Source organism: Bordetella tumbae (genome assembly GCF_054780995.1).
In genome coordinates, this window is record NZ_BAAGVG010000010.1 from 140,635 (window position 1) to 167,165 (window position 26,531).

General features: G+C 57.8%; 23 protein-coding genes. 7 read left to right on the plus strand and 16 right to left on the minus strand.

Annotation, left to right across the window (positions count from 1 at the left end):
- Positions 1-29 precede the first annotated feature (29 nt).
- Together ACYVI2_RS07935 and ACYVI2_RS07940 are read left to right on the plus strand one after the other, a co-directional pair.
- Entirely contained in the window at positions 30-914 is an 885-nt protein-coding gene (locus tag ACYVI2_RS07935) for a tryptophan 2,3-dioxygenase (RefSeq protein WP_415819855.1), read from the plus strand.
- A gap of 5 nt (positions 915-919) precedes the next feature.
- Complete coding sequence (locus ACYVI2_RS07940; RefSeq protein WP_415819854.1) at positions 920-1,960, plus strand: glutathione S-transferase family protein; 1,041 nt, start codon at positions 920-922, stop codon at positions 1,958-1,960.
- Between the two features lie 67 nt (positions 1,961-2,027).
- Here the strand turns inward: ACYVI2_RS07940 and ACYVI2_RS07945 are convergent, their stop codons facing one another.
- Positions 2,028-2,978 carry a ring-cleaving dioxygenase gene (locus ACYVI2_RS07945; RefSeq protein ID WP_415819853.1) on the minus strand — a complete coding sequence of 317 codons (951 nt, stop codon included), beginning with the start codon at positions 2,976-2,978 and terminating at the stop codon, positions 2,028-2,030.
- Positions 2,979-3,218: 240 nt separating this feature from the next.
- Between ACYVI2_RS07945 and ACYVI2_RS07950 the strand changes: the two genes are divergently transcribed.
- Complete coding sequence (locus tag ACYVI2_RS07950) at positions 3,219-4,130, plus strand: LysR substrate-binding domain-containing protein (RefSeq protein ID WP_415819924.1); 912 nt, start codon at positions 3,219-3,221, stop codon at positions 4,128-4,130.
- Between the two features lie 50 nt (positions 4,131-4,180).
- Here the strand turns inward: ACYVI2_RS07950 and ACYVI2_RS07955 are convergent, their stop codons facing one another.
- Genes ACYVI2_RS07955 through ACYVI2_RS07980 form a run of 6 tightly spaced genes read right to left on the minus strand, consistent with a single transcriptional unit; the run spans position 4,181 to position 12,985 of the window.
- Positions 4,181-5,425: an MFS transporter gene (locus tag ACYVI2_RS07955; RefSeq protein WP_415819852.1), complete on the minus strand. Its 1,245-nt coding sequence runs from the start codon at positions 5,423-5,425 to the stop codon at positions 4,181-4,183.
- A 49-nt stretch (positions 5,426-5,474) separates the two neighbouring features.
- A complete protein-coding gene (locus tag ACYVI2_RS07960; protein ID WP_415819851.1) occupies positions 5,475-6,221 on the minus strand; it encodes a peptidylprolyl isomerase in 747 nt (248 codons plus the stop codon).
- Between the two features lie 19 nt (positions 6,222-6,240).
- Positions 6,241-6,927 carry a respiratory nitrate reductase subunit gamma gene (gene narI, locus ACYVI2_RS07965; RefSeq protein WP_415819850.1) on the minus strand — a complete coding sequence of 229 codons (687 nt, stop codon included), beginning with the start codon at positions 6,925-6,927 and terminating at the stop codon, positions 6,241-6,243.
- A 10-nt stretch (positions 6,928-6,937) separates the two neighbouring features.
- Complete coding sequence (narJ, locus tag ACYVI2_RS07970; protein WP_415819849.1) at positions 6,938-7,651, minus strand: nitrate reductase molybdenum cofactor assembly chaperone; 714 nt, start codon at positions 7,649-7,651, stop codon at positions 6,938-6,940.
- A gap of 8 nt (positions 7,652-7,659) precedes the next feature.
- Entirely contained in the window at positions 7,660-9,210 is a 1,551-nt protein-coding gene (gene narH / locus ACYVI2_RS07975) for a nitrate reductase subunit beta (RefSeq protein ID WP_415819848.1), read from the minus strand.
- Positions 9,211-9,226: 16 nt separating this feature from the next.
- Positions 9,227-12,985 (minus strand): nitrate reductase subunit alpha, encoded by a 3,759-nt coding sequence (locus tag ACYVI2_RS07980; protein ID WP_415819847.1) that lies wholly within the window; start codon positions 12,983-12,985, stop codon positions 9,227-9,229.
- A gap of 397 nt (positions 12,986-13,382) precedes the next feature.
- Here ACYVI2_RS07980 and ACYVI2_RS07985 point away from each other — a divergent pair, with 397 nt between their 5' ends.
- Positions 13,383-14,681, plus strand: a complete 1,299-nt coding sequence (locus tag ACYVI2_RS07985; protein WP_415819846.1) for a hypothetical protein — start codon at positions 13,383-13,385, stop codon at positions 14,679-14,681.
- Between the two features lie 141 nt (positions 14,682-14,822).
- The gene (locus ACYVI2_RS07990; RefSeq protein WP_415819845.1) at positions 14,823-16,940 is read left to right on the plus strand and encodes a TonB-dependent siderophore receptor; all 2,118 of its coding nucleotides are present in this window, start codon (positions 14,823-14,825) and stop codon (positions 16,938-16,940) included.
- Here the strand turns inward: ACYVI2_RS07990 and ACYVI2_RS07995 are convergent.
- The 6 genes from ACYVI2_RS07995 to ACYVI2_RS08020 form a co-directional block, all read right to left on the minus strand.
- Positions 16,931-17,536, minus strand: a complete 606-nt coding sequence (locus ACYVI2_RS07995) for a hypothetical protein (RefSeq protein WP_415819844.1) — start codon at positions 17,534-17,536, stop codon at positions 16,931-16,933. The two genes, ACYVI2_RS07990 and ACYVI2_RS07995, sit on opposite strands and share 10 nt — an antisense overlap.
- On the minus strand, positions 17,533-18,123 hold the full coding sequence (locus ACYVI2_RS08000; RefSeq protein WP_415819843.1) for a hypothetical protein: 591 nt from the start codon (positions 18,121-18,123) through the stop codon (positions 17,533-17,535). Before ACYVI2_RS08000 ends, ACYVI2_RS07995 begins: the two co-directional genes overlap by 4 nt.
- On the minus strand, positions 18,120-18,782 hold the full coding sequence (locus tag ACYVI2_RS08005) for a hypothetical protein (RefSeq protein ID WP_415819842.1): 663 nt from the start codon (positions 18,780-18,782) through the stop codon (positions 18,120-18,122). Before ACYVI2_RS08005 ends, ACYVI2_RS08000 begins: the two co-directional genes overlap by 4 nt.
- 270 nt (positions 18,783-19,052) lie before the next feature.
- Positions 19,053-20,297: an ankyrin repeat domain-containing protein gene (locus ACYVI2_RS08010; RefSeq protein ID WP_415819841.1), complete on the minus strand. Its 1,245-nt coding sequence runs from the start codon at positions 20,295-20,297 to the stop codon at positions 19,053-19,055.
- Positions 20,298-20,538: 241 nt separating this feature from the next.
- On the minus strand, positions 20,539-20,925 hold the full coding sequence (locus ACYVI2_RS08015) for a DUF488 domain-containing protein (RefSeq protein WP_415819840.1): 387 nt from the start codon (positions 20,923-20,925) through the stop codon (positions 20,539-20,541).
- 3 nt (positions 20,926-20,928) lie between these two features.
- On the minus strand, positions 20,929-21,588 hold the full coding sequence (locus tag ACYVI2_RS08020; RefSeq protein ID WP_415819839.1) for a thiopurine S-methyltransferase: 660 nt from the start codon (positions 21,586-21,588) through the stop codon (positions 20,929-20,931).
- Between the two features lie 312 nt (positions 21,589-21,900).
- Between ACYVI2_RS08020 and ACYVI2_RS08025 the strand changes: the two genes are divergently transcribed.
- Positions 21,901-22,365, plus strand: coding sequence for a GNAT family acetyltransferase (locus tag ACYVI2_RS08025; protein WP_415819838.1), 465 nt, complete (start codon positions 21,901-21,903; stop codon positions 22,363-22,365).
- Between the two features lie 94 nt (positions 22,366-22,459).
- On the opposite strand, the gene ACYVI2_RS08030 is transcribed toward ACYVI2_RS08025, so the two are convergent.
- The gene (locus ACYVI2_RS08030) at positions 22,460-22,897 is read right to left on the minus strand and encodes a hypothetical protein (protein ID WP_415819837.1); all 438 of its coding nucleotides are present in this window, start codon (positions 22,895-22,897) and stop codon (positions 22,460-22,462) included.
- A gap of 194 nt (positions 22,898-23,091) precedes the next feature.
- On the opposite strand from ACYVI2_RS08030, the gene sodC reads away from it, so the two are divergent.
- Positions 23,092-23,622, plus strand: coding sequence for a superoxide dismutase [Cu-Zn] SodC (gene sodC, locus ACYVI2_RS08035; RefSeq protein WP_415819836.1), 531 nt, complete (start codon positions 23,092-23,094; stop codon positions 23,620-23,622).
- A 65-nt stretch (positions 23,623-23,687) separates the two neighbouring features.
- On the opposite strand, the gene lon is transcribed toward sodC, so the two are convergent.
- On the minus strand, positions 23,688-26,042 hold the full coding sequence (lon, locus tag ACYVI2_RS08040) for an endopeptidase La (RefSeq protein WP_415819835.1): 2,355 nt from the start codon (positions 26,040-26,042) through the stop codon (positions 23,688-23,690).
- Entirely contained in the window at positions 26,039-26,446 is a 408-nt protein-coding gene (locus ACYVI2_RS08045) for an Hsp20/alpha crystallin family protein (protein WP_415819834.1), read from the minus strand. The genes lon and ACYVI2_RS08045 overlap by 4 nt, the downstream gene beginning before the upstream one ends.
- Positions 26,447-26,531: the final 85 nt, after the last annotated feature.

Here is a 26,531-nt window from a genome sequence, read left to right on the forward strand (position 1 = left end):
TGAACACGCTCAATAACGAGGAGACCAACATGAACCAACCGTTGAAACTTTCCGTCGGTATCACGCCGACGGGACAGACCCCCTACAGCGCATGGATACAGACGGACGTGCTGCATACGTTGCAAAATCCTGTCAGCAACCATCCGGGAGAACATGCATGGATCACATCGGTACAAGTCTCGGAGCTTTACTGGATGCTCATCATCAAGGAAATCCGCACTGCTCAGACACAGCTGAGAAACGATGATATTACCCGGGCCTGCAACACCCTGGAACGGGTAGTTGCTCACCATGAGCCACTCAATGCAACATGGAAATCCATCGCCTGGATGACGCCGGCCGATCTACTCTCCATTCTTTCACATGCCGTCTCCAAATACGGCCAGGATACCGCCTTGCAAGGATGGACCTATCGGCAAATGGTCTATTTGCTGGGCATCAAGCAGCCTGAACATTTGCAGCACTTCGCTTCCCAACCTGCACGCTGGAAACAGTTGGACGATACGCTTGCTGAACCCAGCCTCTACGACGACGTCCTGGCGTTCTTGCACCGTGCGGGACTGCCGATACCGCGGACGAACGAGCACGATCACCGCGCCCCCTACACACCTCGTCCGGAAGTTGAAAATGCCTGGCGCGAAATCTATGCCGACCCAGACAAATACCACGACCTTCGGCGATTGGGCGAGACGCTGGCCGACATAGCAGAAGGCTTCTCGACCTGGAAGCACCTTCATCTAATGGCCACTCGCCGTACATTCGGCCACCGCGCTGCCTACTTCGGCACTGAGGGCATATCCTGGTTGCTCCCCACGCTGCAAGAGCTGCCTTTCCCCGAGCTCTGGACCGTGCGCAGTACCGTGGGAGAGCCGCCTGCAATATGCCCGCACCTGTCCAGACAACAAGGGAGATAAACGGTATGGCTACTCATCAACTTCTGGCGCTGGCGATTCAGGCTCGCACTCTCATGGCCGATCCTGCACGCAGTATCGTCATCGGCAATGACGCCAATCCTCGCTTCGAGCTGTTTCACGCGGCAAGCTCTTTGTGTTCACAGAAAGTACGAACCGTATTGGCCGAGAAACAACTGTCCTATCGCTCGAACGAGATGATGATTCTGAGTTCAATGAGCGATGATATCTTCGTACCAGCAGAGCACTATCATCCACCCTATGTCCGGCTCCGATTGATGGCCGGCCGGGAGATAGACAAACCGTTCGTCAATAGCTATAGCGGGCGTACCTCCGTGGAAACAGAGGGCTTCGACCCCTGTGTGGTGCCGTTGCTGGTCGATTATGAAGCGGGCCGCGTGATCGCGGATTCGATGCGCATTTGCTGCTACCTCGATGAGATATCGGCCACGCCGGTCCGCCTGGTACCAGAAGCAGAGAAAACCCGCGCTGCCGTGATGCATCAGGCAACCATTGTCGATCGAATTCCAAACGGTGGGTTGCTCTACGGATTTCACCCAGATGCAGACCGTCGTCCCGAAGCACTTCGGACCATGATGCAGACGGTATACGACTACAAGATGATGGCACTCGAATCAATGATTGCCGCCAATGCCACCGATATGGAACTCGTTTCCGCCTATCGTGCGAAAATCATCAAGGAAAGAGGCGGAAAGTCAGTTTGCCACGATGCGGGCTTCCAGCGCGCGATACGCGAACAAGTTGCAGGGCTGCTCCGGCAACTGAATCGAACATTGACATCGGGTATATCCCCTTGGGTAGTCGGTAATTCCTTTACCTTGGGTGACGTGATGTGGGGAGTGAACCTGACCCGGCTCGCCTATCTGGGGCTCGCGTCGATGTGGGAGGAGCTGCCCGCGGTGAGCCTGTATGTCGATACATTGATTCAACGTGCATCGCTGCGCCAGGAGGCGATACAGGCCACGATCGATTCGTTGCCCTACTCTGCCTATTTGGACACGTTGATAAAACGCGCCGAACATTTATAAATTAAAGACATCCCCCCCTTTCATATTGAGAGGGGGGATTTCAAGCAATCAGGTCAGCCTGAGCAGATCAAACAGAGATGGGCTCAAGGCGCGCCAACAATTCATCCTTGCGATCGGCAAGCCAGGGGGGCAGTTGGAACTCTTGGCCAAAATGACCAGGACGCTCGTCGATGGCAAAGCCGATATCCGTGGTGGCCGCTTCAAAGATAACGCCACCGGGCATCTTGAAATACATTGACCGGAAGTAATTTCGGTTCACTGACTCCGACGTGTCGATGTAGCCCAGACCCATGAACTTTTCCTTGAGCTCCATCTGCTGATCGACATTGTCCACGGCAAAAGCCACATGGTGCACAGTGCCTTCACCATAGACTGACGACCCTTGCATCCGGTCAGGTTCATGCAAAAACTCTACCACCATACCAGGGCCCCCGGTATGCGTCTCAAAGCGATAATAGGCCCCCGATTGACCGACAAGGCGAAATCCGATTGCCTCGCTCATGAAACGAACGGATTCGACCACTTCACGCAACGACAACGTAATGCTGTGCACGCCTCGAACCGCATAAGTCTCAGAAATGTCGCCAGTCACGCAAGCCGGACGTTTATCCAGATCTGTCTCGACAAGATCAAACTCGATTCCGCACGGATGATAGAAGCGCTGGCGTCGCTCATCGAAGCGCTCGACAATATGCGCATCGTACCGAATATTCATACTATCGAAGCGGCTCCGCCAGAACTCAAGCGATCCGCGCGGCACCGAATAGTTGATGACCCGTACCTGCCCGGAACCGGGACGTGCCTGTACGCCTCGTTGGCGAAACGGAAATGACGTCACCAGCGTTCCAGGATCGCCGTTCGCATTGCCGTAGTAAAGATGGTAGATAGGGTCATCCCCGTCAAGCAGCACAGTCTTCTTGACCAAGCTTTGACCCAGCAGTTTTACATAGAAATCCACATCTTCCTGGGCATGCCTGACACCCGCAGTCAGGTGGTGAAATCCTTTGATCATCGACATTTTTGCTCTCCACATTGAATAGGCATTACAGAAACAGCATGAGGCTGCTCTTGTGCAATAGCTTAAGCACTTGAATTCGTTTGTGAAGCCGCTTGGCATGTACGCAAAGTTCAGCAAAATCGAACGACGCTCCGGAGGTTTGTCCTTATAGAACAGCTACCTTCCATGAGGTAAGATCGGCGTCCATTTACAGCTTCCTTGCGGGCACCATTGTGATGATGGTGAATGCAAACTCACGCCATGCTGGATCTCAAGGACGTCTATTTTTTTGTTCAAGTCGTCGACCGCGGCGGATTCACGGCAGCCGGAGAAACGCTGCAGTTACCGAAATCGACATTGAGTCACCGCGTCAAGGAACTCGAGGCAATGCTGGGTGTACGCCTGATCAATCGGACGTCACGGCAGTTCAAGATGACCGAAGTCGGGGTGGAGTTCTATCAGTACGCCATGGCGCTGCTGCGCAGTGCCGAACTGGCCGAAGAAGCCATGCGGCAACGGTTGACAGAGCCGAGCGGCATCATTCGTGTGACAGTCGCCATCGAAATCGCACAATTTGCATTGCGCCATGTTCTACCTACGTATTTATCGCAGAACCCAAAAGTCAACATCATTGAAACCGCAACGGACCGCATACTAGACGTCGTAGGCGATGGTTTCGACTTGGCGATCCGAGGACACACAGGGCAATTGCAAGACTCCAATCTCGTCCAGCATCCTCTCGCGCGGACACCCTGGTACCTGTTCGCCGGAGCTGAATATCTTCAACGTATGCCGCCACCACGGCAGCCCGCAGATCTGACGTCTCATTCGATCATTTCGCATTCCGGCAAAGCAGCCCAGCAATGGACACTGCAGGGGCCGGAAAAGCAGGTGGAAACGCTATCGGTAGAGCCAAGATTCCAGAGCAACAGCCTGATCTCTCTAAAAGAGGCGGCCCGCTCGAATATCGGTATCGCCGCGTTGCCAGGATACATCTGCCAAGCCGAACTAAAGACGGGCGAGCTGCACCAAGTGCTACCTGAATGGATTGCCGCAGATGCCCGTATTACAGCGTTGATTCCCTACCGCACCGGGCTGTTGCCAGCAGTACGAACGCTCGTCGACTATCTCGCGGTAGTGCTGCCAACAGTCACGGCGTTCGACCGTAGTTAGCTTTAGAGCGTTCACGGATTAGTACTCGACTATCCCCGGACGAACCTCTGTTAATTCGGCTCCGAAACCACATCCCCGGATAGCTGCACTTTCTTGACCTCCGAGATATACATCACAATCAACGACACCCAGACGATGCCGTACAGCAGCATGAAGCAGCTGGAGCGGATCGGCACCAGTTCAGCCAGCACGCCGAACATCAGCGGCAACAGAAAACCGCCCAACCCGCCGGCCAGGCCCACGATCCCGGTGACGACGCCCATGTTCTCGGGGAAATCATCGGCCACGTATTTAAAAGTCGAGGCCATGCCAAAGGCAAACATCGCGCCCAGCACAAAGAGCAGCAACGTGAATAACCACACGGGCAAATAAAGGTGAAACGACGCGGAGCCGTTCAAGGTCTGGACCGTCAACGTCGTATCTGGATAAGACAGGACAAACAGGGTCATCCAGGCGACCCATAGGCACCACCACGTCATTTTGTGTGCGCCGAAACGATCGGCCAGGCCACCGCCTACCGCGCGCAACACCGCACCAGGCAGGGAAAAACCCGCGGCCAATGCGGATGCCGCTACCAACGTCAGCCCATATTCGGCCTGAAAATACTGAGGGATCCACAACGACAGCGCGGTAAAGCCGCCAAAAGTGATCGAATAATATTGGCAATAACGCCACACTCTGGGATTCTTCAGAATTTTGAACTGCTCGAGCAGTTTGCCGCCCGTTTTCCCGGCGCCGGGATCGGGGGCAGCCACAAACCAGAACATCACGGCAGTCACCAGCAAAGCAACCGCGTAGATCTTGGGCACCATGCGCCATCCGTAAGCCTCCAGCAACACCGGTGTCACAAATAAATTAACCGCAGCCCCAACGGTACCCGCGCCGAAAAACCCCATGGCAAAGCCCTTGCGTTCGGCCGAGAAAAATCGCGAAACATAAGGCGTCCCCACCGCGAAAGATGCCCCGACCAGCCCCAAAAACAAACCAATCACCAAAAACTGCCACAGGGCCTGCGCGTAGCTGACAAAATAGACCGGGACCGCGCAACCCAGCAGTAACACCGTCATCACGATGCGGCCGCCAAAGCGATCCGTCCACATGCCCAGAGGTAGACGAAAGATCGCGCCCGTCAACACGGGGGTAGACGTGAGCAACCCAAACTCAAAGGCATTCAGCCCCAGTTCCTCGCGAATGCGGATGCCCAATACGCCGAACATCATCCACACCACAAAGCACACCATGAACGCAAACGTACTGCTGTACAACACCGCATAGGCACGTGGATGGTTGCTCATCGCGTTATTCCTGTTCGATAGGTTCACATCACGATCAATTGAGTTCGGCTCACTGCAACAGCGGGGAATCAGCGCCGGAGATATCTACGCCCTCGATGCGGGCCTGCCCTACCAACCACTGCAAATACTGGTGCGTCGCACGACGCTCGGAGGCCTGCGCCAGCCAGGCGGCGATACGCTCGTGGACGGCGTCAAAAGTCATGAGCGAGCCCTCGACCTTGCGCCCGGTACGCACGATATGAAAACCATGGCGCGTCTGCACCAGGCGATTCAACAAGGTATGTGCTGGCATGGCGAACACGGTCTCTTCGAACTCGGGCAAGGTCTCGCCGCGGCCGATATCCCCCAGCCGGCCGCCCTCTTGGGCGGACAGGCAGTTCGAATACTGTCGCGCGTAGTCTGCAAAGGCCTCTGGCGGTGCACGATGCACCTCTTGCAACACCTCACCCGCGCGGGCGCGCAGGCGCTGAGGATCCACACGCGGCGTGAGTTGGAACAGGATGTGCCATACCTCGACCAGTGCTCCGCTGATGAAGCGATCCTCATTCTGCTCGTAATAGCGGCGGCAACTGGCCTCGTCCGCGACCGGCGTTTTCACCTCGGCAGCCAACACTGCCTGTATCGCGGCATCGTCACCGTCCTGCGCCACCCCCAATTCACGGGCGCGCTGCAACAGCAACTCGCGCAGCACCAACTCATGGCCTGCGCGCTGTACCGGATCTGCGTCACTCTGATGACGCGCCAATTCTGCCTGCACCTGGGCATCGCTGATCGAAACGCCGTTCACGACAATCATGGTTGCTCCCTATTAACGATTAACGCGAACGCACGAGCTGCCACGCGCGGGTCAGATATCCCACTGATGCAAAGCCGCTCCAGACATGCACCAAACGCGTGAACGGAAAGATCAGGAACAATGTCATGCCCAGCACCATATGCACCTGATACACCCACGGCACGCCCACCATCACCTCAGCAGCCCCGGCACGAAAGGTCACGATCCGCTGTGCCCAATCGCCCAGCAACAACATCAAGGAACCATCCTTGTGTTCGGCCGAGGTCAAGATGGACAACAGTCCCAGCGACAGTACGATCAGGATCCAGATGAGCGTCACCCAATCTGAAACGCGCGAGGTCGCTCTCAAGCGCGGCTCGGACATCCGTCTATAGATCAAGATCAACAGGCCGGCCAGACAGATCAGCCCAAGAATGGCCCCGACCACGACGGCCATCAGTTGCTTCGCCTCGGTAGACAAGCCCACCGCGTGATATACCGCGGGCGGGGTCAACAGCCCGAACAGATGCGTAAAGAACAAAGACAGGATGCCGATGTGAAACAGGTTGCTGCCCCAACGCAACGCGCCTCGTTTCAACAATTGGCTGGAGTCGCTTTTCCAGGTGTATTGATCACGTTCGAAACGCGCCAGACTGCCGAATAAAAAGATGGCCAGCGCAATATAGGGGTACACCGCAAAAAAGAAATGATGCAGATAGGCAGACATGCGGGTCTCCTTATGACGAAGCGGAACCGGACGCAGCCCTTTCGCGCCGAGGGTCCGTTTCGTAGAAATGCACGGGCTGTGCCGTTTGCGTACGCGCCCGCAGCGTGGGCTCGGACCCATCTGCGTCTGGGCCGAATGTGATCATGGACTCATCCAGGTCCTCTGGCGCAGGATCTGGCAAGGGCTGCGGCACAGCAGAGGTCAGCTCGCGCAATACGGCGAACACCGTTGCATATGGGCTGCCGTATTGCGTCAGTTTGTCGCCAATGCGCGCCAGCACATGAATCGCATCGCCCAGCAATGCAGAGGCCTTCTCGGCAGGAATCTGCCCGAGAAACTCCAGGAACAGCGGCACATAATCAGGCAGTTCCGAGGTATCCAGCACCAGCCCATGGCGCAAATACTCTTCACGCAAATCAACCATCGCCTGCCCGCGATCGCGCGATTGACCGTGAATGTGTTCAAACAAATGCAGCGAATGAGCGGGCCGCCGATCAAATGTCGCTACGTATTGCTCCTGCACATCGATCAAATCATCTGCACTGCTCAACATGTCAAACAAAGGCGCCAACTGCTCACGCTGCGACGCCGTCACATTGGCCTGCAGTTCGGGCAACGCCGCCAACAACGCCTGATCGGGATACGTCAACAATGCCGACAGTACGCGGTACACCGATACTGGCGGTGCCGATGATCCGCCCGTCTGGATATGCTCGATTGTCATTACGCCCCCTACCCCGAGACCTTGTCGCGCTGCACTTCCATGAACACCATTTTCTGGGCATCGCCGCGCGGTCTGCTGCCAAACAGACTGCCCTCGGATACCCCATCCGAGCAGCCGTTGCCGAACGAAAACCCGCAACCGCCCCGCATATCAAACGTGTTTTCCGCATACTCGCGATGCGAGGTGGGGATCACGAACCGGTCTTCATAATTCGCAATCGCCAGATAGCGGTACATTTCCTCGATTTCATTCTTGCTCAAGCCCACCTGCTGCAGAATATCCGCGCGCTCCTGGCCATCGACGGTACGAGCCCGCATAAAGGCCCGCATCGCCAGCAGACGTTCCAGCGCAAGCGCCACCGGCACTTCATCGCCCGCTGTCAACATATTGGCTAAATACCGCAAGGGAATGCGCAGCGATTTCACATCGGGAATATCGCCGAACGCCCCGATGTGGCCGCTATTGGCCGCGGCCTGAATCGGCGACAGCGGAGGCACATACCACACCATCGGCAAGGTGCGATATTCCGGATGCAAGGGGAACGCGATGCGCCATTGCACTGCCATTTTGTAGGTCGGCGAATGACGTGCCGCATCCAGCCAGCCCTGAGGCACGCCATCGGCCAGCGCTTGCGCAATCACGGCGGGATCCTCGGGGTCCAGGAACACGCTGAGCTGCGCCTCGTAGAGGTCTTTCTCGTCTTCGGTGGCAGCCGCCTGTTCGATACGGTCAGCGTCATACAACAACACGCCTAAATAGCGTATACGGCCCACACAGGTTTCCGAACAGACCGTCGGCTGGCCGGCCTCGATACGCGGATAGCAGAAGATGCACTTCTCGGCCTTGCCGCTTTGCCAGTTGTAGTAGATCTTTTTATAGGGACAGCCGGATACACACATACGCCAGCCACGGCATTTGTCCTGATCGACCAGAACGATGCCGTCCTCTTCGCGTTTGTAGATCGAGCCCGACGGACAGCTGGCCACACAGCTCGGATTCAGGCAGTGCTCGCACAGGCGAGGCAAATACATCATGAAGGTATTTTCGAACTGACCGTAAATATCCTTCTGCACGTCCTCAAAATTGACGTCCTGCGACCGTTTGGAAAACTCACCGCCCAGGATCTCTTCCCAGTTCGGTCCCCATTCGATCTTTTCCATGCGCTGTCCGGTGATCAACGACCGAGGACGCGCCGTGGGTGCCGCCTGAAGCTCTGGCGCACTCTGCAGATGATCGTAGTCGAAGGTAAAAGGCTCGTAATAGTCGTCGATCTCGGGCAAATTGGGGTTGGCAAAAATATGCGACAGCAGGCGCAGCTTGCCTCCCTGACGCGGCTCGATTTTTCCCGAGGCAGTGCGTTTCCATCCGCCATTCCAGCGTTTCTGGTTTTCCCAATCTTTCGGATAGCCTATACCGGGCTTGGTCTCGACATTGTTGAACCAGGCATATTCCATGCCTTCGCGTGAGGTCCACACGTTCTTGCACGTCACCGAACAGGTATGGCAGCCTATGCACTTGTCCAGATTCAGCACCATGGCGATTTGCGCGCGTACTTTCATCAGTCTGCTCCAGTGCTCAGGCTTGAGAGGTTTCGGCACGGTCGGCACGCTTGCCTTCCAGCCAGTCGATCTTGCGCATCTTGCGCACAATCACAAACTCATCGCGGTTCGATCCTACGGTGCCGTAGTAATTCAAACCGTACGACTGTTGTGCATAGCCACCGATCATGTGGGTGGGCTTGAGCACAATGCGCGTCACCGAATTGTGAATGCCGCCGCGTGCGCCGGTGATTTCCGAGCCCGGCATGTTCACGATTTTTTCCTGGGCGTGGTACATCATCGTCATACCCTCGGGCACCCGCTGGCTCACCACCACCCGTGCGACTAGCGCGCCGTTTTCGTTGTACGCCTCGATCCAGTCGTTATCGACCAGGCCGGCCTTGGCGGCGTCCTTTTCCGACATCCACAGGATCGGTCCTCCACGCGACAGCGTCAGCATGATCAAGTTGTCGGTATAGGTCGAATGAATTCCCCATTTCTGATGCGGCGTGATGAAGTTCAACACCACCTGCGGATGACCATTGTCGTGACGGCCGTCCAGCATGGACTCGAGAGATTTCGTATCCACCGGCGGCCGATAGACGCACAAGCCCTCGCCAAACGCACGCATCCATAGATGGTCTTGATACAGCTGCTGGCGTCCCGTGAGCGTGCGCCACGGAATCAACTCGTGCACATTGGTGTAGCCCGCGGTGTAGCTGACATGATCCGACTCTACGCCAGACCATGTCGGCGACGAAATGATCTTGCGCGGCTGCGCTTGCAAATCGCGATAGCGTATTTTTTCGTGCTCGCGAGGCAAGGCCAGATGCGTATGATCGCGGCCGGTCATCACTGACAGGGCCTTCCACGCCTTGACCGCCACCTCACCGTTGGTTTCGGGGGCCAGGGTCAGGATCGTCTCGACCGCATCGATATCGGTATCCAGACGAGGCAGGCCTTGGCTGACGCCTGCCTCCTCCACAGCATAGTTCAGCTTTGCCAGCAGATCGCATTCGTCGCCAGCAGGCCAATTGATGCCCTTGCCCCCGACACCCAGCTTGCGCGTCAGAGGTCCCAGCGACGTGAATTGTTTATAGAGTTCGGGATAGTTACGCTCGACGACCGAGATCGCTGGCATCGTCTTTCCCGGAATCATCTCGGCCTGGCCTTGCTTCCAGTCCTTGACGCCAAAGGGATCGCCCAATTCCGCCGGGCTATCGTGCTGCATGGGCGTCAAGACCACGTCCTGCGACGCCGGCAACTCGGTCTGCGCAATCTGTGAAAAAGCGCGTGCAATGCCTTTGTAGATTTCCCAATCGCTACGGGATTCCCAGACAGGATCCACGGCGGCGGAGAACGGATGAATGAACGGGTGCATGTCCGAGGTATTGAGATCGTTTTTCTCATACCACGTGGCCGTGGGCAGCACTACATCGGAATACACACAGGTCGTGGACATACGAAAATCCAGCGTGACCAGTAAATCCAGCTTGCCGCGCGGCGCCTCGTCATGCCAGACGATCTCCTGCGGTTTGTCACCGCCGGTCTCGCCCAGATCCTTGCCCTGAACGCCATGCTCTGTCCCGAGCAGGTGCTTGAGAAAATACTCATGCCCCTTGCCTGACGAGCCTAGCAAATTGGATCGCCACAAGAACATATTGCGCGGGTAGTTATCGGGATGATCGGGATCCTCGCAAGACAGCTTTAAACGTCCATCGCGCAGCGCCTGCACGACATAATCAGCAGGCGATTGCCCCGCCTCTTGTGCATCGCGCGTCACCTGCAACGGATTGGTCTGCAACTGTGGCGCCGATGGCAGCCATCCCATGCGTTCGGCGCGCACATTGAAGTCGATCAACTCGCCCTGAAAATCGTCGGATTCGGCCAATGGCGACAGAATTTCAGAGACCTTCAGTTTTTCATAACGCCATTGATCCGTGTGCGCATAGAAAAACGACGTGCCATTCATATGACGCGGCGGACGACACCAGTCCAGGCCAAAGGCCAAGGTCGTCCAGCCCGTCTGCGGCCGCAGCTTTTCCTGGCCTACATAATGACACCACCCGCCGCCCGATTTGCCGACACAGCCGCACATGACCACCAGATTGATGATGCCGCGATACGCCATGTCCATGTGATACCAGTGATTCAGGCCGGCTCCCAGGATCACCATCGACTTGCCCTGCGTCTTGTCTGCCGTCTCGGCAAACTGCCGCGCCACCGTAATGACGTCCTCACGTTTGACGCCAGTGATGCGCTCTTGCCACGCAGGGGTATACGGCACATCATCGTCGTACGAGGTAGCGACGTTCACGTCCCCCAGACCTCTGTCCAGGCCGTAATTGGCCATCAGCAGGTCGTACACCGTCACGGCCAATACCTCGCCCTCGACGGTCTGTACTCGCCGCACTGCCATGTTGCGTTCCAGCACCTCGGGATGATCCGTACCCTGGAAATAATCGTGCTGACGCCCGCCAAAATACGGAAACGCCACCGGCACCACGTCGTCATGGCTACCCACCAGCGACAGGCGCAGCGGCAAGGGATTCCCCTGCGCATCCTTGGCGTCCAGATTCCATTTACCGAGATCGCCGCCTTCTTTCTGTCCCCAACGAAAGCCTATCGACCCATTCGGCGCGACCAGATCGCCCGTCGTGTCGTCGCAGGCCACGGTTTTCCATTCGGGATTATTGGTTTGCCCCAAACCATCGGCAAAATCCGAGGCGCGCAACATACGCTCAGGCACATAGCGCGTGCCCTGGCGCACCAGCCGCACCAGGAACGGCATGTCGGAATACTGCCGGCAGTACTCGCGGAAATACTCGCTCTTTCCCTCGAGGTGAAACTCTTTGAGAATCACATGTCCCATGGCCAACGCCAGCGCAGCGTCAGTGCCCTGTTTGGGATGCAGCCACACATCGCCGAATTTCGCGCCCTCGGCATAGTCGGGGAAAATCGATACGATCTTTGCGCCGCGGTATCGTGCTTCGACCATGAAATGCGCATCCGGTGTGCGCGTCTGGGGCACATTCGAACCCCACATCATGATGAAGCTCGAGTTATACCAATCCGCGGATTCGGCCACGTCCGTTTGCTCGCCCCAGGTCTGAGGACTGGCGGGAGGCAGATCGCAATACCAATCGTAGAAGCTCAGAATCGTGCCGCCCAGCATCGACAGATATCGGCTGCCCGCGGAAAACGACACCATCGACATCGCCGGGATAGGCGAAAAACCGATGATGCGATCTGGACCATAACGCTTGATCGTGTAGACGTTGGCCGCCGCGACCAACTCGTTCACCTCGTCCCACGTCGCCCGGACAAAGCCCCCCATTCCGCGCATGCGTTTGTAATCGTCTGCCAGGCCCGGCGTCGTACAGATATGCTCCCACGCCGCCAAGGGCGCCATGGTCTTGCGGGCCTCGCGCCACAGGCGAGCCAGGCGCCCGCGCAACATGGGATATTTGATGCGGTTCGCGCTATACAGATACCAGGAATACGACGCGCCGCGGGAACAGCCGCGCGGCTCGTGATTCGGCATGTCGGCACGGGTGCGGGGATAGTCCGTCTGCTGGGTTTCCCACGTCACGATGCCGCCTTTGACGTAGATCTTCCACGAACAGGAGCCTGTGCAGTTCACGCCATGCGTCGAGCGCACGATCTTGTCATGCTGCCAGCGATCCCGATAGGCTTTTTCCCAGCCGCGGTCTTCGTGGACAACGGCGCCGTGTCCGTCCGAAAAGGACTCTTTGGCGCGCGTAAAGTATTTGAGGCGATCAACGAAATAACTCACTGTCAGGCTCCTGGCGTTATTGGGGAAACAACAACATGCTCAGAAGCTAGGGTGGCGGTCGAACGCGTCTGCACGAGAGAAATGCCATCGAACCTTCCTTGTCGACGATCAAGCTACATGCAAAACGTGACTACCGTACTGTGCGCAATAAATAACGTCAAGATTCGAAATAATTAATAAGAATCATCATTATTAGCAATAAGTGTCGCGTTCTGGGCAACGGGGCTACGATAAAGCTCATGCCGACTTGATCCACGCATCGGCCGGCCGAAAGATTGATAAAGATCAAGCGCACAGCATTTAGTCTCGCGCCAGCCCTAACATTCCGATCACAAAAGATACAGTTTTGCGCAGTGAGGGCTTGCTAAGCTTGCCGGCTCCACAGAGAGGAACCAGCATGCAAGGGATCACCGCACCGTTTGCACTGACCTTTCGCCTATGGCGACGCTTCTGGCCGCAATTGGTCGCCCTGGTGCTGATCGGCAGCCTGGCCCATGTGCTCTTGCTGCGATTGGCGGTCCATACCGGATTCGCAAACCATATGGCGGGGCTGGTGATGCTGACGCTCGTGGCCCTGGCCCAGTTGGTGGTTACCGTGACGATGTTCCAGGTGTTGCTGCCCGGCCTGCCGGCGATCCGTGCCGCCCAGGACGCGGCGCGTGGCGATGTTGCACCAGACCCGAAATCACGCCGCTTCCTGTCCGTAGTGTCCGTGGCCCTGCTGCCCTTTTTTGCCTACTACGCCGCCTGGGGATTCCTGGGCGACACCGTCAGGCAATACTCACGTCTCGCGTACAGCCTGGATCCCATGGGGCAACACGGCATGATCCTGGACGCGCTGGATTCGCGCTGGCTATTGATTTCAGTCGCCATCTCGTGGCTCGTGCGCAAGCTGGCGCTGCGACTACAAAAAGCCACGGGGCGCCCCTTCTGGCAGATCGTGGTGGTGATCTGTGAGACCAACTGGATCCTGGTCGGCCTGTATGTCATCAGTCGCTGGAAAGACCAGTTTTGGGCATGGGTCGCAAACAATTCCGTGTGGGAAAACCTGCTGTCATTCCTGAACGTGGTGCTCACGCCGATCGCCACCGCCTGGGCGGCGGCCGCAGACAACGGCCCGCCCATCCCTGTCGAAGACCTGGGCGATACGCCGGGAAAGCTGCTGGTGAGCTTGTTTTTCTATGCCTTGCTGCCTGTGGTCTGGTTAGTGATGACCGCGTTGGTTTACGGCTATGACGTGCGCAACGATCAAGAACTGCTGCGATCCCATCGCCGCATCGAGCGTTTCGGCGAACGCTATCAAGCCATTCCGAAATTCTTGCGCGATTTCCTCGCGCACTTCATCGGCGGATACCGGTCGCGTTATCTGCCGGTAGCCAATAGCGTGCGGCTGACATTGAATGCCGGGGTACTGCTGTTGATCACCTTGATCGTGGGCTATCGCCTGATTGATTGGTGCAGCGCTCAGCTATGGATCGTCGGCGGCCGTCTGCTCGGACCACTGGATATTGATTCGGCACAGGTCGCCGCCCAGGGCTTGTCCTTGTTGCTTGGCAGTCCGTTTCGGGATTCGTCTACAGGCATTTTGATCGAACCGCTGCGGATATGTTTTCTGGTGGCGATTCTGGAAACGGCATTTGCCCAGCCTCTGAGACGCGCTTCATCCCCTGCGTCTCCTGCCGGACAGGCTGCCTGATCGCGCTTTCGGCGACTCTCTGACGGCCTGTCGCCAGGGGCGTTCCTCTTGTCTCGAAAACAACAATCCGAAAACATTAATGGAAATGAGAATCATAATTAGATAATATCCAGGCCGGTCACCTATCCAAGAAGAATTCTCATGTGCCACGCCGGTCCTCGAAAGCTGCTCCCCTTTTTCCTCTGCGCCGGTACGTTGACTCACCTGCCGCTCGCTGCGCAAGACGCCGACACCACGACATTGGCGCCCGTCATCGTCCAGGGCGCGGATGACGGTGAGAACGGTCTGGCCACAGCGCCTGTATCCAACGGCGCGCTGGGGACCCGCAATGCGTTGAATACGCCGTTCTCCATCACCTCGGTCGGCGAAGAGGCGCTGGCCGACCGCCAGGTGTCGTCATTAGGCCAAGTCTTCGCGCGCGACGCCAGTGTGATTGCGGTGGGTAACAGCTATAACAGCCGGCCCTCGACGCTGGTGGTGCGTGGTCTGCAGCTGGATGCGTTCAACAGCTACAAAATCGACGGCATGTCCATCGTGAACTATGGCGTAGAGCTCCCGCTGGAACAGTTCGAACGCGTGGACCTATTGAAAGGTCCCGGCGGCTTTATGTACGGGTTCGGGTCACCAGGAGGCATCGTCAACTACGTCACGAAAAAGCCGACCGAAGACTTTTTGGCCAGTGTGGATGTGGGCTATCGGTCGGACAGCATTTTTCAAGAACATGTGGACTTGGGCGGACGCGTGGGGCCGGACAAGCGCCTAGGCTATCGCCTGAACTACACGCACGAACAAGGCGATACCTATAACGATGGCCGCATCAACCGCGACTCGTTCTCGCTGGCGCTGGACTTGCGGCTGACGCCGGACCTGCTCTGGACGTTCGAAGGCCTGTATCAAGACCGCGACACCGACGGCACCGTGCAGGCAGTCGCGCTACCGGCTGCGCGATATACAGGCAACGGCCTGCCGGACACCATCAGCGGACGTACCCAATTGTCGACCGATGGCAGCGGGTATCACGCAGTCAGCAAGTTCGCCAAAACGGGGCTGCAGTGGAAGTTCGCGCCAACATGGACGGCGTCGGTGGACTACAGTTTCAGTCAGGCGATTCGTACCTACAAAGAAGAAACCCTGAATCTGCTGAATGAGGCTGGCGACTATGACGACTACATGTACGATCAGAAAAATGCGTACCGTTTTAACCAACTGCAAGCCATGGTCCAAGGCCAATTCGCTACCGGCTTTCTGACGCATGAGGTGGTGCTGGGCGCTGCGACCCAGACGCAGGCCAACGATTTCAATTCAAATGGATTTTACGGATCGATCGGCTACGGCAATCTCTATGACGGTGCACGTCCGTCTCCATACACCGGATCGCGAACGCCTCAAATGTACCGCGGCGCGGAATTCGATCAGGATGCCTTGTTTGCCAGCGATACGATCAGCATAGGCGAGCATTGGTCGTTATTGGCCGGCGCGCGCTATATCTCGTATCGCCAGCGCAGTTTCAATGCCGCAGGGGTTGCAGGCGAGGCCTATAAAAAACATCCTCTCACACCGACTTTCGCGTTGATGTACAAGCCCGCGGCAGGAACCACGGTGTACGCCAGCTATGTCGAATCCTTGGAACAGGGCAGCACAGTAGGCAGTCAGTATGCGAATGCGGGTGCCACGCTGGCACCGCTCAAGAGCAAGCAGTACGAATTCGGCGTCAAGACGGCGCAAAGCGATTGGGGCGCTTCCGCGGCGCTGTTCCGCATCGAACGCGGAACCGGCTATGTCAATAACGCCAATGAATATGTGCAGGATGGCGAGGGCCGCATCCAAGGCCTGGAACTCGCCGGCAATGTCCGTGTGGCACACGACTGGGATATCCAGGCCAACGCCATGTGGCTGAGCGCAAAATACCAGACCGGCAACGCCGCCTTGGAGGGCAATCGCCTGCCGGGCTCCGCGCGCTTTATCGCATCGGGTCAAGTTGCTTATGCCCTGCCCGCCCTGCCGGGGCTCAGCGTCGCCGCCGGCGTGAAATACGTGGGGTCGTCCAATCTCGATTCGGCCAATGATCTGACCGTGCCCAGCTATTACACCGTAGATCTGGGCGCGGTATACCGTACGCGAATCGCCACCAAAAACGTGGTGCTGCGCGCAGCCATCGATAACCTGACCAATCGCCGCTACTGGTACTACGTGGGAGAAAACAGCATCCTGCCCTCGCCGTCGCGCACCGTCAGCCTGAATGCCCAGGTCTATTTCTGATTATCAGGCGGGTTGACCTGCATCAACTGCGGTGGCTGCGCAAAACGTAGATAGCGGGGCTGCTGCGGCTGTAGCGTCACCACTACCCGGAGCGAATCGGCCACATCTCGGGGCGCGAGAAACGCCTCGCGCACGCGCACGGTAGAGCCAGACTTTGCACCCGACATATAGATCGTCGCCGTGCAAGGCCGCGCTTGCGAGCGAGGCAGGCGCATGGCTTCTGTCGCCCCCCAACGCCGGCCATCGGGGCTTTCCAGGGAAATAGCACAGTCCCGCCAGTTCTTGGCCAGATCCGCGTCCTGCACCTGTACCTCGAATTCTGCCAACATCCCCATGGCCCCCTCGGGAATGTCTTTACCGGCAGGGACCGGCACCATGCGGAATTTACTCAGTTTCCATTGCGAGCCCCCGAAATCGCCGCTGCCATTGATGGCGACATCTTGGGCCAGACGATCCCGGCTCAACCACCATGTACTGATCGACTCATAGGCAGTCACGCCGATAAACAGAGGCAGCAGCACAATCAATGCGTAAAGACCGCGGCGGCGCCAGCGCTTTTCATCGACATCCATCGGACTATCGGTGCGCCCATTCATGGCTGCGCTCCGTCCAATCGATTGAGAGACACGAGATCTGTCACTTCCAACGCGCCATCCGCTGCCCAGGGCAGGTCGTCCAACGCGATATGGGCCTCGGCATCCAGGCGCGGCGGCAGCCCTGACGGCCACACGACCAAGGTCGCATCGCCCACCTGATCCGGCCGGACCTCGAACAGAAAACGGCCGAGTGTGGACAGGCCCGGATCCAACCTGATGGGCGTCATATGGGGCGGATTCACGGCGCGATCGGATTGCTCGTAGCGCAGCCCCTGCGGCCCGTCCCAAAAACCTCTCGTGATAGACACGGATTCCGAGCGCGCCGTCAGGGAGGCAGTCACAATCGCCCACAGACCCGATGTCGTAAGGACCACGTCTTTACCGATATACCGATACGCGATTTTCCGGGCAAATTGCACGCGCTGCACCTCGATATCGAACAGCCGCGTCGACGCGGTCTGGTGCATGCCGGCGCGCACCGGGATCGCGCCGGTCAACTCGTCATAACGCGGCGTCGTTCGCTGCATCGCGAACAGTACGGCAGCGGCGATCAGAATCAACGCCAAAGTCGCCAGGCGCCGCTTCACGAGGCTCGCTCCGTCGAGCCGGCAGTGCGCGCAGCGGCGGGTAGCGTGCGAGTGGCTGCTGCGGCAGGTGGCGTGCTAGTGGCCGGTGCCGTAGCGGTGTCCACCGGCAGCGTGAATTGCCCGATCACTTTAGGATTGGTCCACAAGGGCGTGCCGTAGAGGTTATCGACACGTTTATAGGTCTGTGCGATAACCTCTATCGGCATTTTTTCCGGTAGCGCAACCGAGCCGGACAAGACCCAGACATAGGCCACGCGTTCAGGCATGCCAGGATGCAGCAGAGGAATCAGTTTCCCATCACGCAACAGCGCCACGTCGGGGTTCTCGGGTTTGGCGCCCGCCGGCCATTTGGGTTTGAGCGTGTCGTCATACGCACGGCTCGAAGACGCCGAACGATTATTCAAATCGACTTCCACGACCAGGGCCTGTTGCCCCGGCTGCACTCGGACGCCATAGACGCGTTCTGCCTTGCTGATCCACGCGCGATGCGGCACCACCTGCCAGCGGCCCGCATCGATTTGCGCGCCTGCTTGATACTGCGTCACGGGCGCAACGGCCCCCGCACCCATGATGGTGTAGACCGTCGCCGTGCAGACCGCCACGGTAGAACCCACCCCAGTGGCAATCCGGGTTTTGAGCTTGCCCAGTGCTGGACGCATCCGCGCTCCCATATCAACGTGCGTAGATTGGGTGTTGCCGAAAGTCCGAAATCGTAGCGCCCTCGCCGCGCCAGAATCTTGCAGTTTTGTTTCTATACGTACAGCATTATTTCTTGCTGCGGTGCTGCAACTGCTGCGAAGCGAACCCACAGCACGGCCGCCCTGCGTTTCTGGAACACGTTGCCAAGCATGCATGCCAACGGCATTTTTATGCGTGGCTCTCTGCTGCAACGTCAACAGAGAGAGCCACGAGCTCACTACAAAAGATGTCTACGATCCTTCCTTTGCCGTCGGCTTATACTTTCTCACCAGGTCCAACATAGGGCTTGTCTCGTCCCTGTTTACAGGCGCATATTGGTATACAGACTTTCCGCCCCTATCCATGGCTTGGATATTTGCTCCCTTATCCAAAAGGAACTTCACTAATTTCCCATTCTCCTCAGGTAGCGCGTGCATTAGCGGAGTTTTTCTATAATTTCCCGCCTTGTTAACGTCAGCGCCATTTTCCGTCAGGAACTTTACCCTTTCGAAATCGTTATCTCGCGCTGCGTCTATCAATAACGTATCGCCATTCGCTCGTTGCGCATTGACGTCGGCTCCGACTTTAATGAGTGAGAGCAAACCCTCGGATCTATTATCAAAGGCTGCTATCAACGGGGTATTTCCCGCCTCGTTTTTAAAATTAATGTCGGCGTTATTCTTGAGCAATGCTTGGACAACGCCGTCAATAGATTCCTTAGGCGAGTCTGCGGCATACGCCAGCGCCGTGCGGCCAATCGAATCCTCGTCGTTAAAATTAGCACCATACTTGGCCAACAGGTTTATGGCAACGATGTGGCCACTCAGAGCCGCCAGCATACCTGCCGTAGCCCCGTCTTTCGCCCTGGCGTGAACGTCTGCCTTATTTTCAAGCAGCAGCGCCGCCACATCGAAGTGTTTATTTTCCAACGCTCTCATGAGAGCGTTTTTTCCCTCATTATCCTGTGCATGAATATCCGCAGCCGGAGCCGAGCGCGCTACATCGCCGGCCGATGCGTAGCCTAAAAGCATTTTTATCACTTCCAGCGCACCAGAAAGCGCTGCATATATGAGCGCCGTAAGCCCCCGATTGTCTTGCATATCAGGAGACGCGCCAGCTGTCAGCAATGTCTTGACCACGTCCACGTTTCCGTGTTTTGCAGCCAATATCAAAGGCGTACTGCCATCTTGATTTCGCGCATTGAGGGCTTGTGGCGGCAGATTCCGGACCAGGAGTTCTATCATGTCCGCATGCCCCAGATCGGCAGCTCGATGCAGCAGTTCTCCCTTTTCCGCCAGCCCTGCTATCAGCTCGACTGAATGAGGCTTGGAGAAAAAACCCTGAATTGCTTCTTTATCGTTGGACTCTATGAGCTTGGTTATCGTAACTTTAGCGTCCTTAGTCTCTTTGTCTATGGACATCTCGGAAGCGGGCATTTCTGAAATTGCCTCCGAAAGACCAGGATTACTTCTATTGACACCGATGCCAAGTTCCATGAATGCTCCTCGTTGATGTGTCTCGACGCTAAAAGCCTCGGCCTAGCGTTATGGCCCAGTCATTAGCAATACGCGCATTAGTAACAGGAGCGTTCCCTCAGTTCCATACTGAACGAGGTGTTGTGGTCATTATTTTTTACACAACTCGGAGACATGCCCTTCAAACTCTCGGGCAAGCAAGGACGCCACATCCGCGAAAACGGACGTTGCGACACAGCAGAATGAAACAGTAAAAACTGGCCTAAACAAATACCGCGCCTCGATCGGCCAACAATTGGCGTAACACACTGCGGTGGCAGCGATTTTCGTCTTCGCAATAACATCCCACGGAAAAATCCGTGGTCGACGACAACGCCGCCAATACGTCCAGCACCTTGGCCGCATCGCCATGATCCAGTTCAGTGCGCATCTTGCGGGCGACCGTGCGCCATTGTGCGTCCGTTGTTACGGCCAGTGCCTGCGTGACCAGCTCTGGGCTAGGAGACAGCGTAGGCAGCCAGACATCGTAATAGTTGCGGCTGGCGAACTCGGCCTTGGGCACGCCACGCGGCGGACGCCGCACGGTCCCGATACGCAGCCCCTCACCCTCCAGGCGCGGGGAACCCAACCGCACGATGCGAACGCTCATGAATCACCTCCGCCGCTGCAACCGATATACCAACGTATCCAGTCTCGCCAAGCCGCGCTCTTTGAATTTTGGTTCTTTGTCCAGAATATCGCGCCGATCGATCAGCGTCGCATCCGAGTGCCCGGCATAGATGACCTGCACCTCATCATCGCCGACTGAGAATGGCGGCCCCTCCATCTGACTTTGATCGTAGTCCAAGGTAATCAACAGGCCACGATACGCGTCGGATAACTGTCCGTAGACGTGCTTCGCGTAGCGTTCGCGCATATCCTCAGGCAACGCCACCAGTGCCGCCCGGTCATAGGCGCCCACGCATTCGCCGAGCACATCAGCACCCAACGCAAAAATATCGCCGCAATAAATCTCGATACTGCCGGCGGCGTAATACATCCCTTGGTCCGCTTCGCGCACCGAGGGGGTCAGATTGTTTTCCGCGAAAAACTGCTCCACGGCCAGCGACGACAATTCGACACCCAATACTTGATGCCCCTGCTCGGCCAGCCACACCATATCCAGCGATTTCCCGCTCAGCGGCACCAGCACTTTGCTGCCTGCCGGCAATTCCAACGCTGGCCAATATTTCGCCAACAGCGGCGTCACGCGCGTCTGATGAAAGTGCGTGCGCCCATCACGCCAGCGTTCCAGCCAAAATTCTGCGTCCATCCGATGCCCCTGCTCCAGGTGTTGTCGATATGGATATTATTGTAGAAACAACGGGACAGCAGTGGCGCTTTTGCAAACAAGCGGACTTCCGGTATGCTCTTACCCATGGACAACACGTATGCCTGCTTCTGCCACCCGCATTCGCGACGAACGACTCGACGATTTCGTTGAGTGGCTTTGTCTTGTCCCGACACCGTAATTGGTGTTCCCCTCAAAGGCCACGATACCGCGTGGCCTTTTTGTTGCGTATTACGTTTCCTCGCCCCCGCGGTATCCCACGGCCTTTGTTTTTCAACCCTGAAGGAACAAAGCGTGAATCCGACCGAGTTTTCAATCCGTACATACCAGCCCGCTGACGCGGATGCCGTTGTGCAATTATGGACAGACTGCGGCCTGACGCGGCCGTGGAATGATCCCTATAAGGACATCGCTCGCAAGCTCACCGTGCAACCCGAAATGTTTCTGGTGGGCACAGTGGGCAATACCCTCGTGGCGGCCGTCATGGGCGGCTATGACGGCCATCGTGGCTGGGTGAATTATCTAGCTGTAGCGCCCGATTATCAGCGGCGCGGCTACGCCGCGGCATTGATGCAGGAAATCGAGCAGCGGCTGCTTGCCCTGGGCTGCCCCAAAATCAATCTGCTGGTACGCGGCGGCAATACGGCGGTGGTGTCGTTCTATGAAAAGCTGGCTTTCAAACAGGACGATGTCATCAGTTTGGGGAAACGGCTGATTCCCGATACCGCAGCCCAATCGACTATGGCAACGGCATCTTGATCTCGCCATACTGTACGAAAAAACTTCCTGGGGATAGCGATGTGCCATACCCCAGGAACAACTGCGGATATTTTGCTACCGAGAAACGGAATCGTTATCCCGCTCTGGCATTCTCTGGCGTAGGGAAGAGTGCCGGGTGGACAGCGAGGACGCCAGGGTTCGCAGCCGCCGCCAGCAGCGCGCCAAAGTTAGCCTGTGCATTTTCATGACCGGCAAGTGCCTGGTGGACAGCGGGGACGTCAGGGTTCGTAGCCGCCACCAGCAGCGCGCCAGCGTTAGCCTGCGCATTTTCATGACCGGCGAGTGCCTGGTGGGCAGCGTCCTCTGTATGGATGGCAGCTTGAACTAGTGCATTTACGGCATTCGTCGGCAGGATGGGCTCATCACCACTGCTCTCCGTAGCGATATCGGCACCGTGCGTATCCGATGTCATGTGATCGCCATAAAGGCTAGAAGGCTCTTCGTTGCTTGGTTCTGAAGTATCAGACCAAAAGGCGGTCATGATCGAATTTAGAATGTTGCTGAGTTGCATGAATACGCCTCGTTAATGTGTAATCCACGTCAATGGCCCGCGCCGGTTTCGTTGACGGGCCATTGACGGTACGATGACATTAGTAACAGGGAAACTTCCTCAGTTCCCTATGCAGAGGTGTAACCTAGTTATTCGTTTCACATGATTCGGGAGCTGGCCGTTCAAACTCCCGCGCATGCCTATACGGAGGAGTTATGAAGCGTCATCTGAAGGTCACGTTACTGGCAGGTTTATTCGGTCTGGCGGCCAACGCCTACGCCGATGTCACGGTACCGCTCCACCTGGCCACGGACAAAGGCCCGGGCCAGGAAATTGGCTCCGTCAGCCTGGCCGATAGTAAGTACGGTCTGGTACTGACGCCCAACCTGAAAGACTTGCCGCCGGGTGTGCATGGATTTCATGTGCACGAGAAAGGCAGTTGCGACGCTACGCAACAAGACGGCAAGACCGTGCCTGCGGGCGGCGCTGGGGGGCACTACGACCCGGACGGTACCAAGAAACACAGTACGCCCTGGGACGACGGCGGCCATCGCGGCGACTTGCCCGCGCTGTATGTCGGTGCCGATGGCACCGCGACCACGCCAGTGTTGGCTCCCCGCCTGAAACTGTCAGAGGTCCAGGGACGCGCATTGATGGTGCATGCGGGCGGCGATAATCACAGCGATCATCCCAAACCGCTGGGAGGCGGCGCAGGCCGTATCGCCTGCGGTGTTATCCCGAAATAACGGGCACAACGCAGGCATTCGCCGCGGGAAACTCCGTCAGGAGTCCGCCGCGGCGACCATTCCCACTAGCCCGCTGCCGCCTGAGGCTCTGCCACCGGCGCCTGAGTTTCCTGCCCATCGATCGCATAGCGGATGGCATCCTCTATCCGGTCCAGCAGCAGGAACTTCAGTTTTTGACGCGCTTCGGCGGGCACATCGTCCAGATCCTTTTCATTGCGTCGAGGAATCATCACCGTCGTGATCCCCGCGCGCAATGCAGCCAGGGTCTTTTCCTTTACGCCGCCGATAGGCAACACCAGACCGCGCAGGCTGACTTCACCCGTCATCGCGATATCCGAACGCACGGGCCTGCCGGACAGCAGCGAGGCCAACGCCAAGAACATAGCAACGCCCGCGCTAGGGCCGTCTTTAGGCGTAGCGCCAGCCGGCACGTGGATGTGCACGTCGATTTTTTCCAGCGAATCGCCGCTCCAGATTTTGGCCAGCGTCAGCGCGGTCTGCGCGGATTCCTTCATCACGTCGCCCAGTTGGCCGGTCAAAATCAAGCGGCCCGCACCCGGGGTTTTGCTCGCCTCGATGAAGAGGATATCGCCGCCCACCGGCGTCCAGGCCAAACCTGTGGCCACGCCCGGCACGCTGGTGCGCAAGGCAACTTCGTTCTCGAAACGATGGGCACCCAGAATTGCAGGCAGATCGGGAGCATCGATCACGATATGCTCGGCCTTGCCCGCCGCCACCTGCATGGCGGCATGACGCAGCGTCGCACCGACCTCGCGTTCGAGCTGGCGTACGCCCGCCTCGCGGGTGTAGTCGCCCACGATGGAGGACAAAGCTGCATCCGTCAATTCGGCTTGCTCGGGCTTGAGCCCATTGGCTTCCAACTGACGCGCGACCAGATACCGGCGGGCGATCTGGATTTTTTCTTCTTCCGTATAGCCAGGAAGTTGAATGATTTCCATACGATCGCGCAGCGGCCCTGGAATCGTGTCCAGCATGTTCGCCGTGCAAATGAACATCACGTGCGACAGATCGAAATCCACGCCCAGGTAGTTGTCGCGGAATTTGTGATTCTGCTCGGGGTCCAGCACCTCCAGCAAAGCGCTGCCCGGATCGCCATGAAATCCACCGGCGCCGAGCTTGTCGATCTCATCCAGCATCACGACCGCATTATTCGTGCCTGCACGCCGCATGGCCTGGATGATGTTGCCCGGCAAGGCGCCCAGATAGGTGCGGCGATGCCCGCGGATTTCCGCCTCGTCATGGACACCACCCAGCGCCACCCGCTGAAAAGCGCGCCCGGTCGCCCGTGCGATGGATTGCCCCAGCGAGGTCTTGCCCACACCCGGAGGCCCGGCAAAACACAGAATCGGGCTGCGGCCCTGCGGGTTGAGTTTACGTACCGCCAGGTATTCCAGGATACGACGCTTGATTTTGTCCAGGCCGAAATGGTCTTCGTCCAGGATTTTGCGCGCCTCGGTCAAGTCAATGGGTGGCTGCGGCGACTGCTTCCAGGGTAGCTCGGTCAGCCACTCCAGGTAGGTGCGCAGCATGGCCGACTCGCCGCTGGCCTCGCCCATGCGTTGCAGACGGCCCAGTTCCTTGCGCGCGTGGCTCAGCACCTCATCGGGCATGCCCGCTGCTTCGATGCTTTCTTTCAGGCGTGCGACTTCCGCCGCGCTGTCATCGACCTCGCCCAGCTCTTTCTGAATCTGACGCAGTTGCTCGCGCAGCACCGTCTCGCGCTGACGCTCATCGAATTGCGCGCGAGTACGGTCGCCGATTTCTTTGGACAGCCGCAATACCTCGACACGCCCGGACAGCAGTTCGATGGATTTATCCAGGCGGCGCGACAAGTCGAACGTTTCCAGGATGTCCTGTTTTTGCTCGGGCTTGATGTCGATCATGTGGGTGACCATATCGGCCAGCAAGCCTGGAGACTCAATGCTGCGCACGACACCCACCAACTCGTCGGGCACATTGGGCAACAGCGCAATGGCCTCGATCGCCTGCTCTTTCAATTGCAGGAACCGTGCCTCGGTCTGGCTGTCCTGCGCTTCGGCCTCTGCGACCTCGGCGACACGGGCCACCATGTACGGCCACCCCTCCAGGAACTCCAGCACGCGAAAACGCGACTGCCCCTGCACCAGCAGGTGATGCGCGCCTTCCTGGCCCGTAATGTACCGGGCGATCGGCCCTTCGGTGCCTACCCAGCACAAGTCATTCGGCCCAACGTCGTTCTTGGACGGATCGCGCTGCAGGAGGAACCCGACGGGGCGCTCGGTTTTGACGGCCTCTTGAGCCGCAGCAATGGAAGACTCGCGCCGCACTGTCACAGGCGACAGTACGCCGGGAAATAGCACCGCGTCGCGCAACGGAATGATGATACGTGCGTCGTCGGGCAGAATGCGGGTGTCGCTCATGGAGCCTCCCTTACTTTGTTCAGCGTCAAAACCAGGCAGCCATCTGCCAAGGTAGAGGATTCGGGTTCCAGCGCATGCAGCGGCAACGCGATGCGGCGGCGGAAACGGCCGTAGGGAATTTCAAATCGATGAATGCGGGCGTTGGCCGCACACGGCATGGGGCGCGCGCCCGACACCGTAATGCCGCCAGGATCGAACGCCACCACGAGCGTGTCAGACGGCACACCCGGCAGCGCCACATAGACCATGACGGCAGTAGCGGTTTCAATGATGTCCACCGGGGGTTCCCAGTGGGGTGCATCCGCGGGGCCGGCGCGCAGCAACTGACGATGCAGGCGCTCGGCGTGTTCTAGCAGCGATAGTGCATCGCCCCAGATCCAGGATGAAAAATCTCGCGATCTCATGAGCTTGCCCTCTTAACCATACTAGGTATGTAGCGGCGAGTTGGCGTATTTCAAGCCGGTCGGGGCGAATCGCGATCAGGCCGCG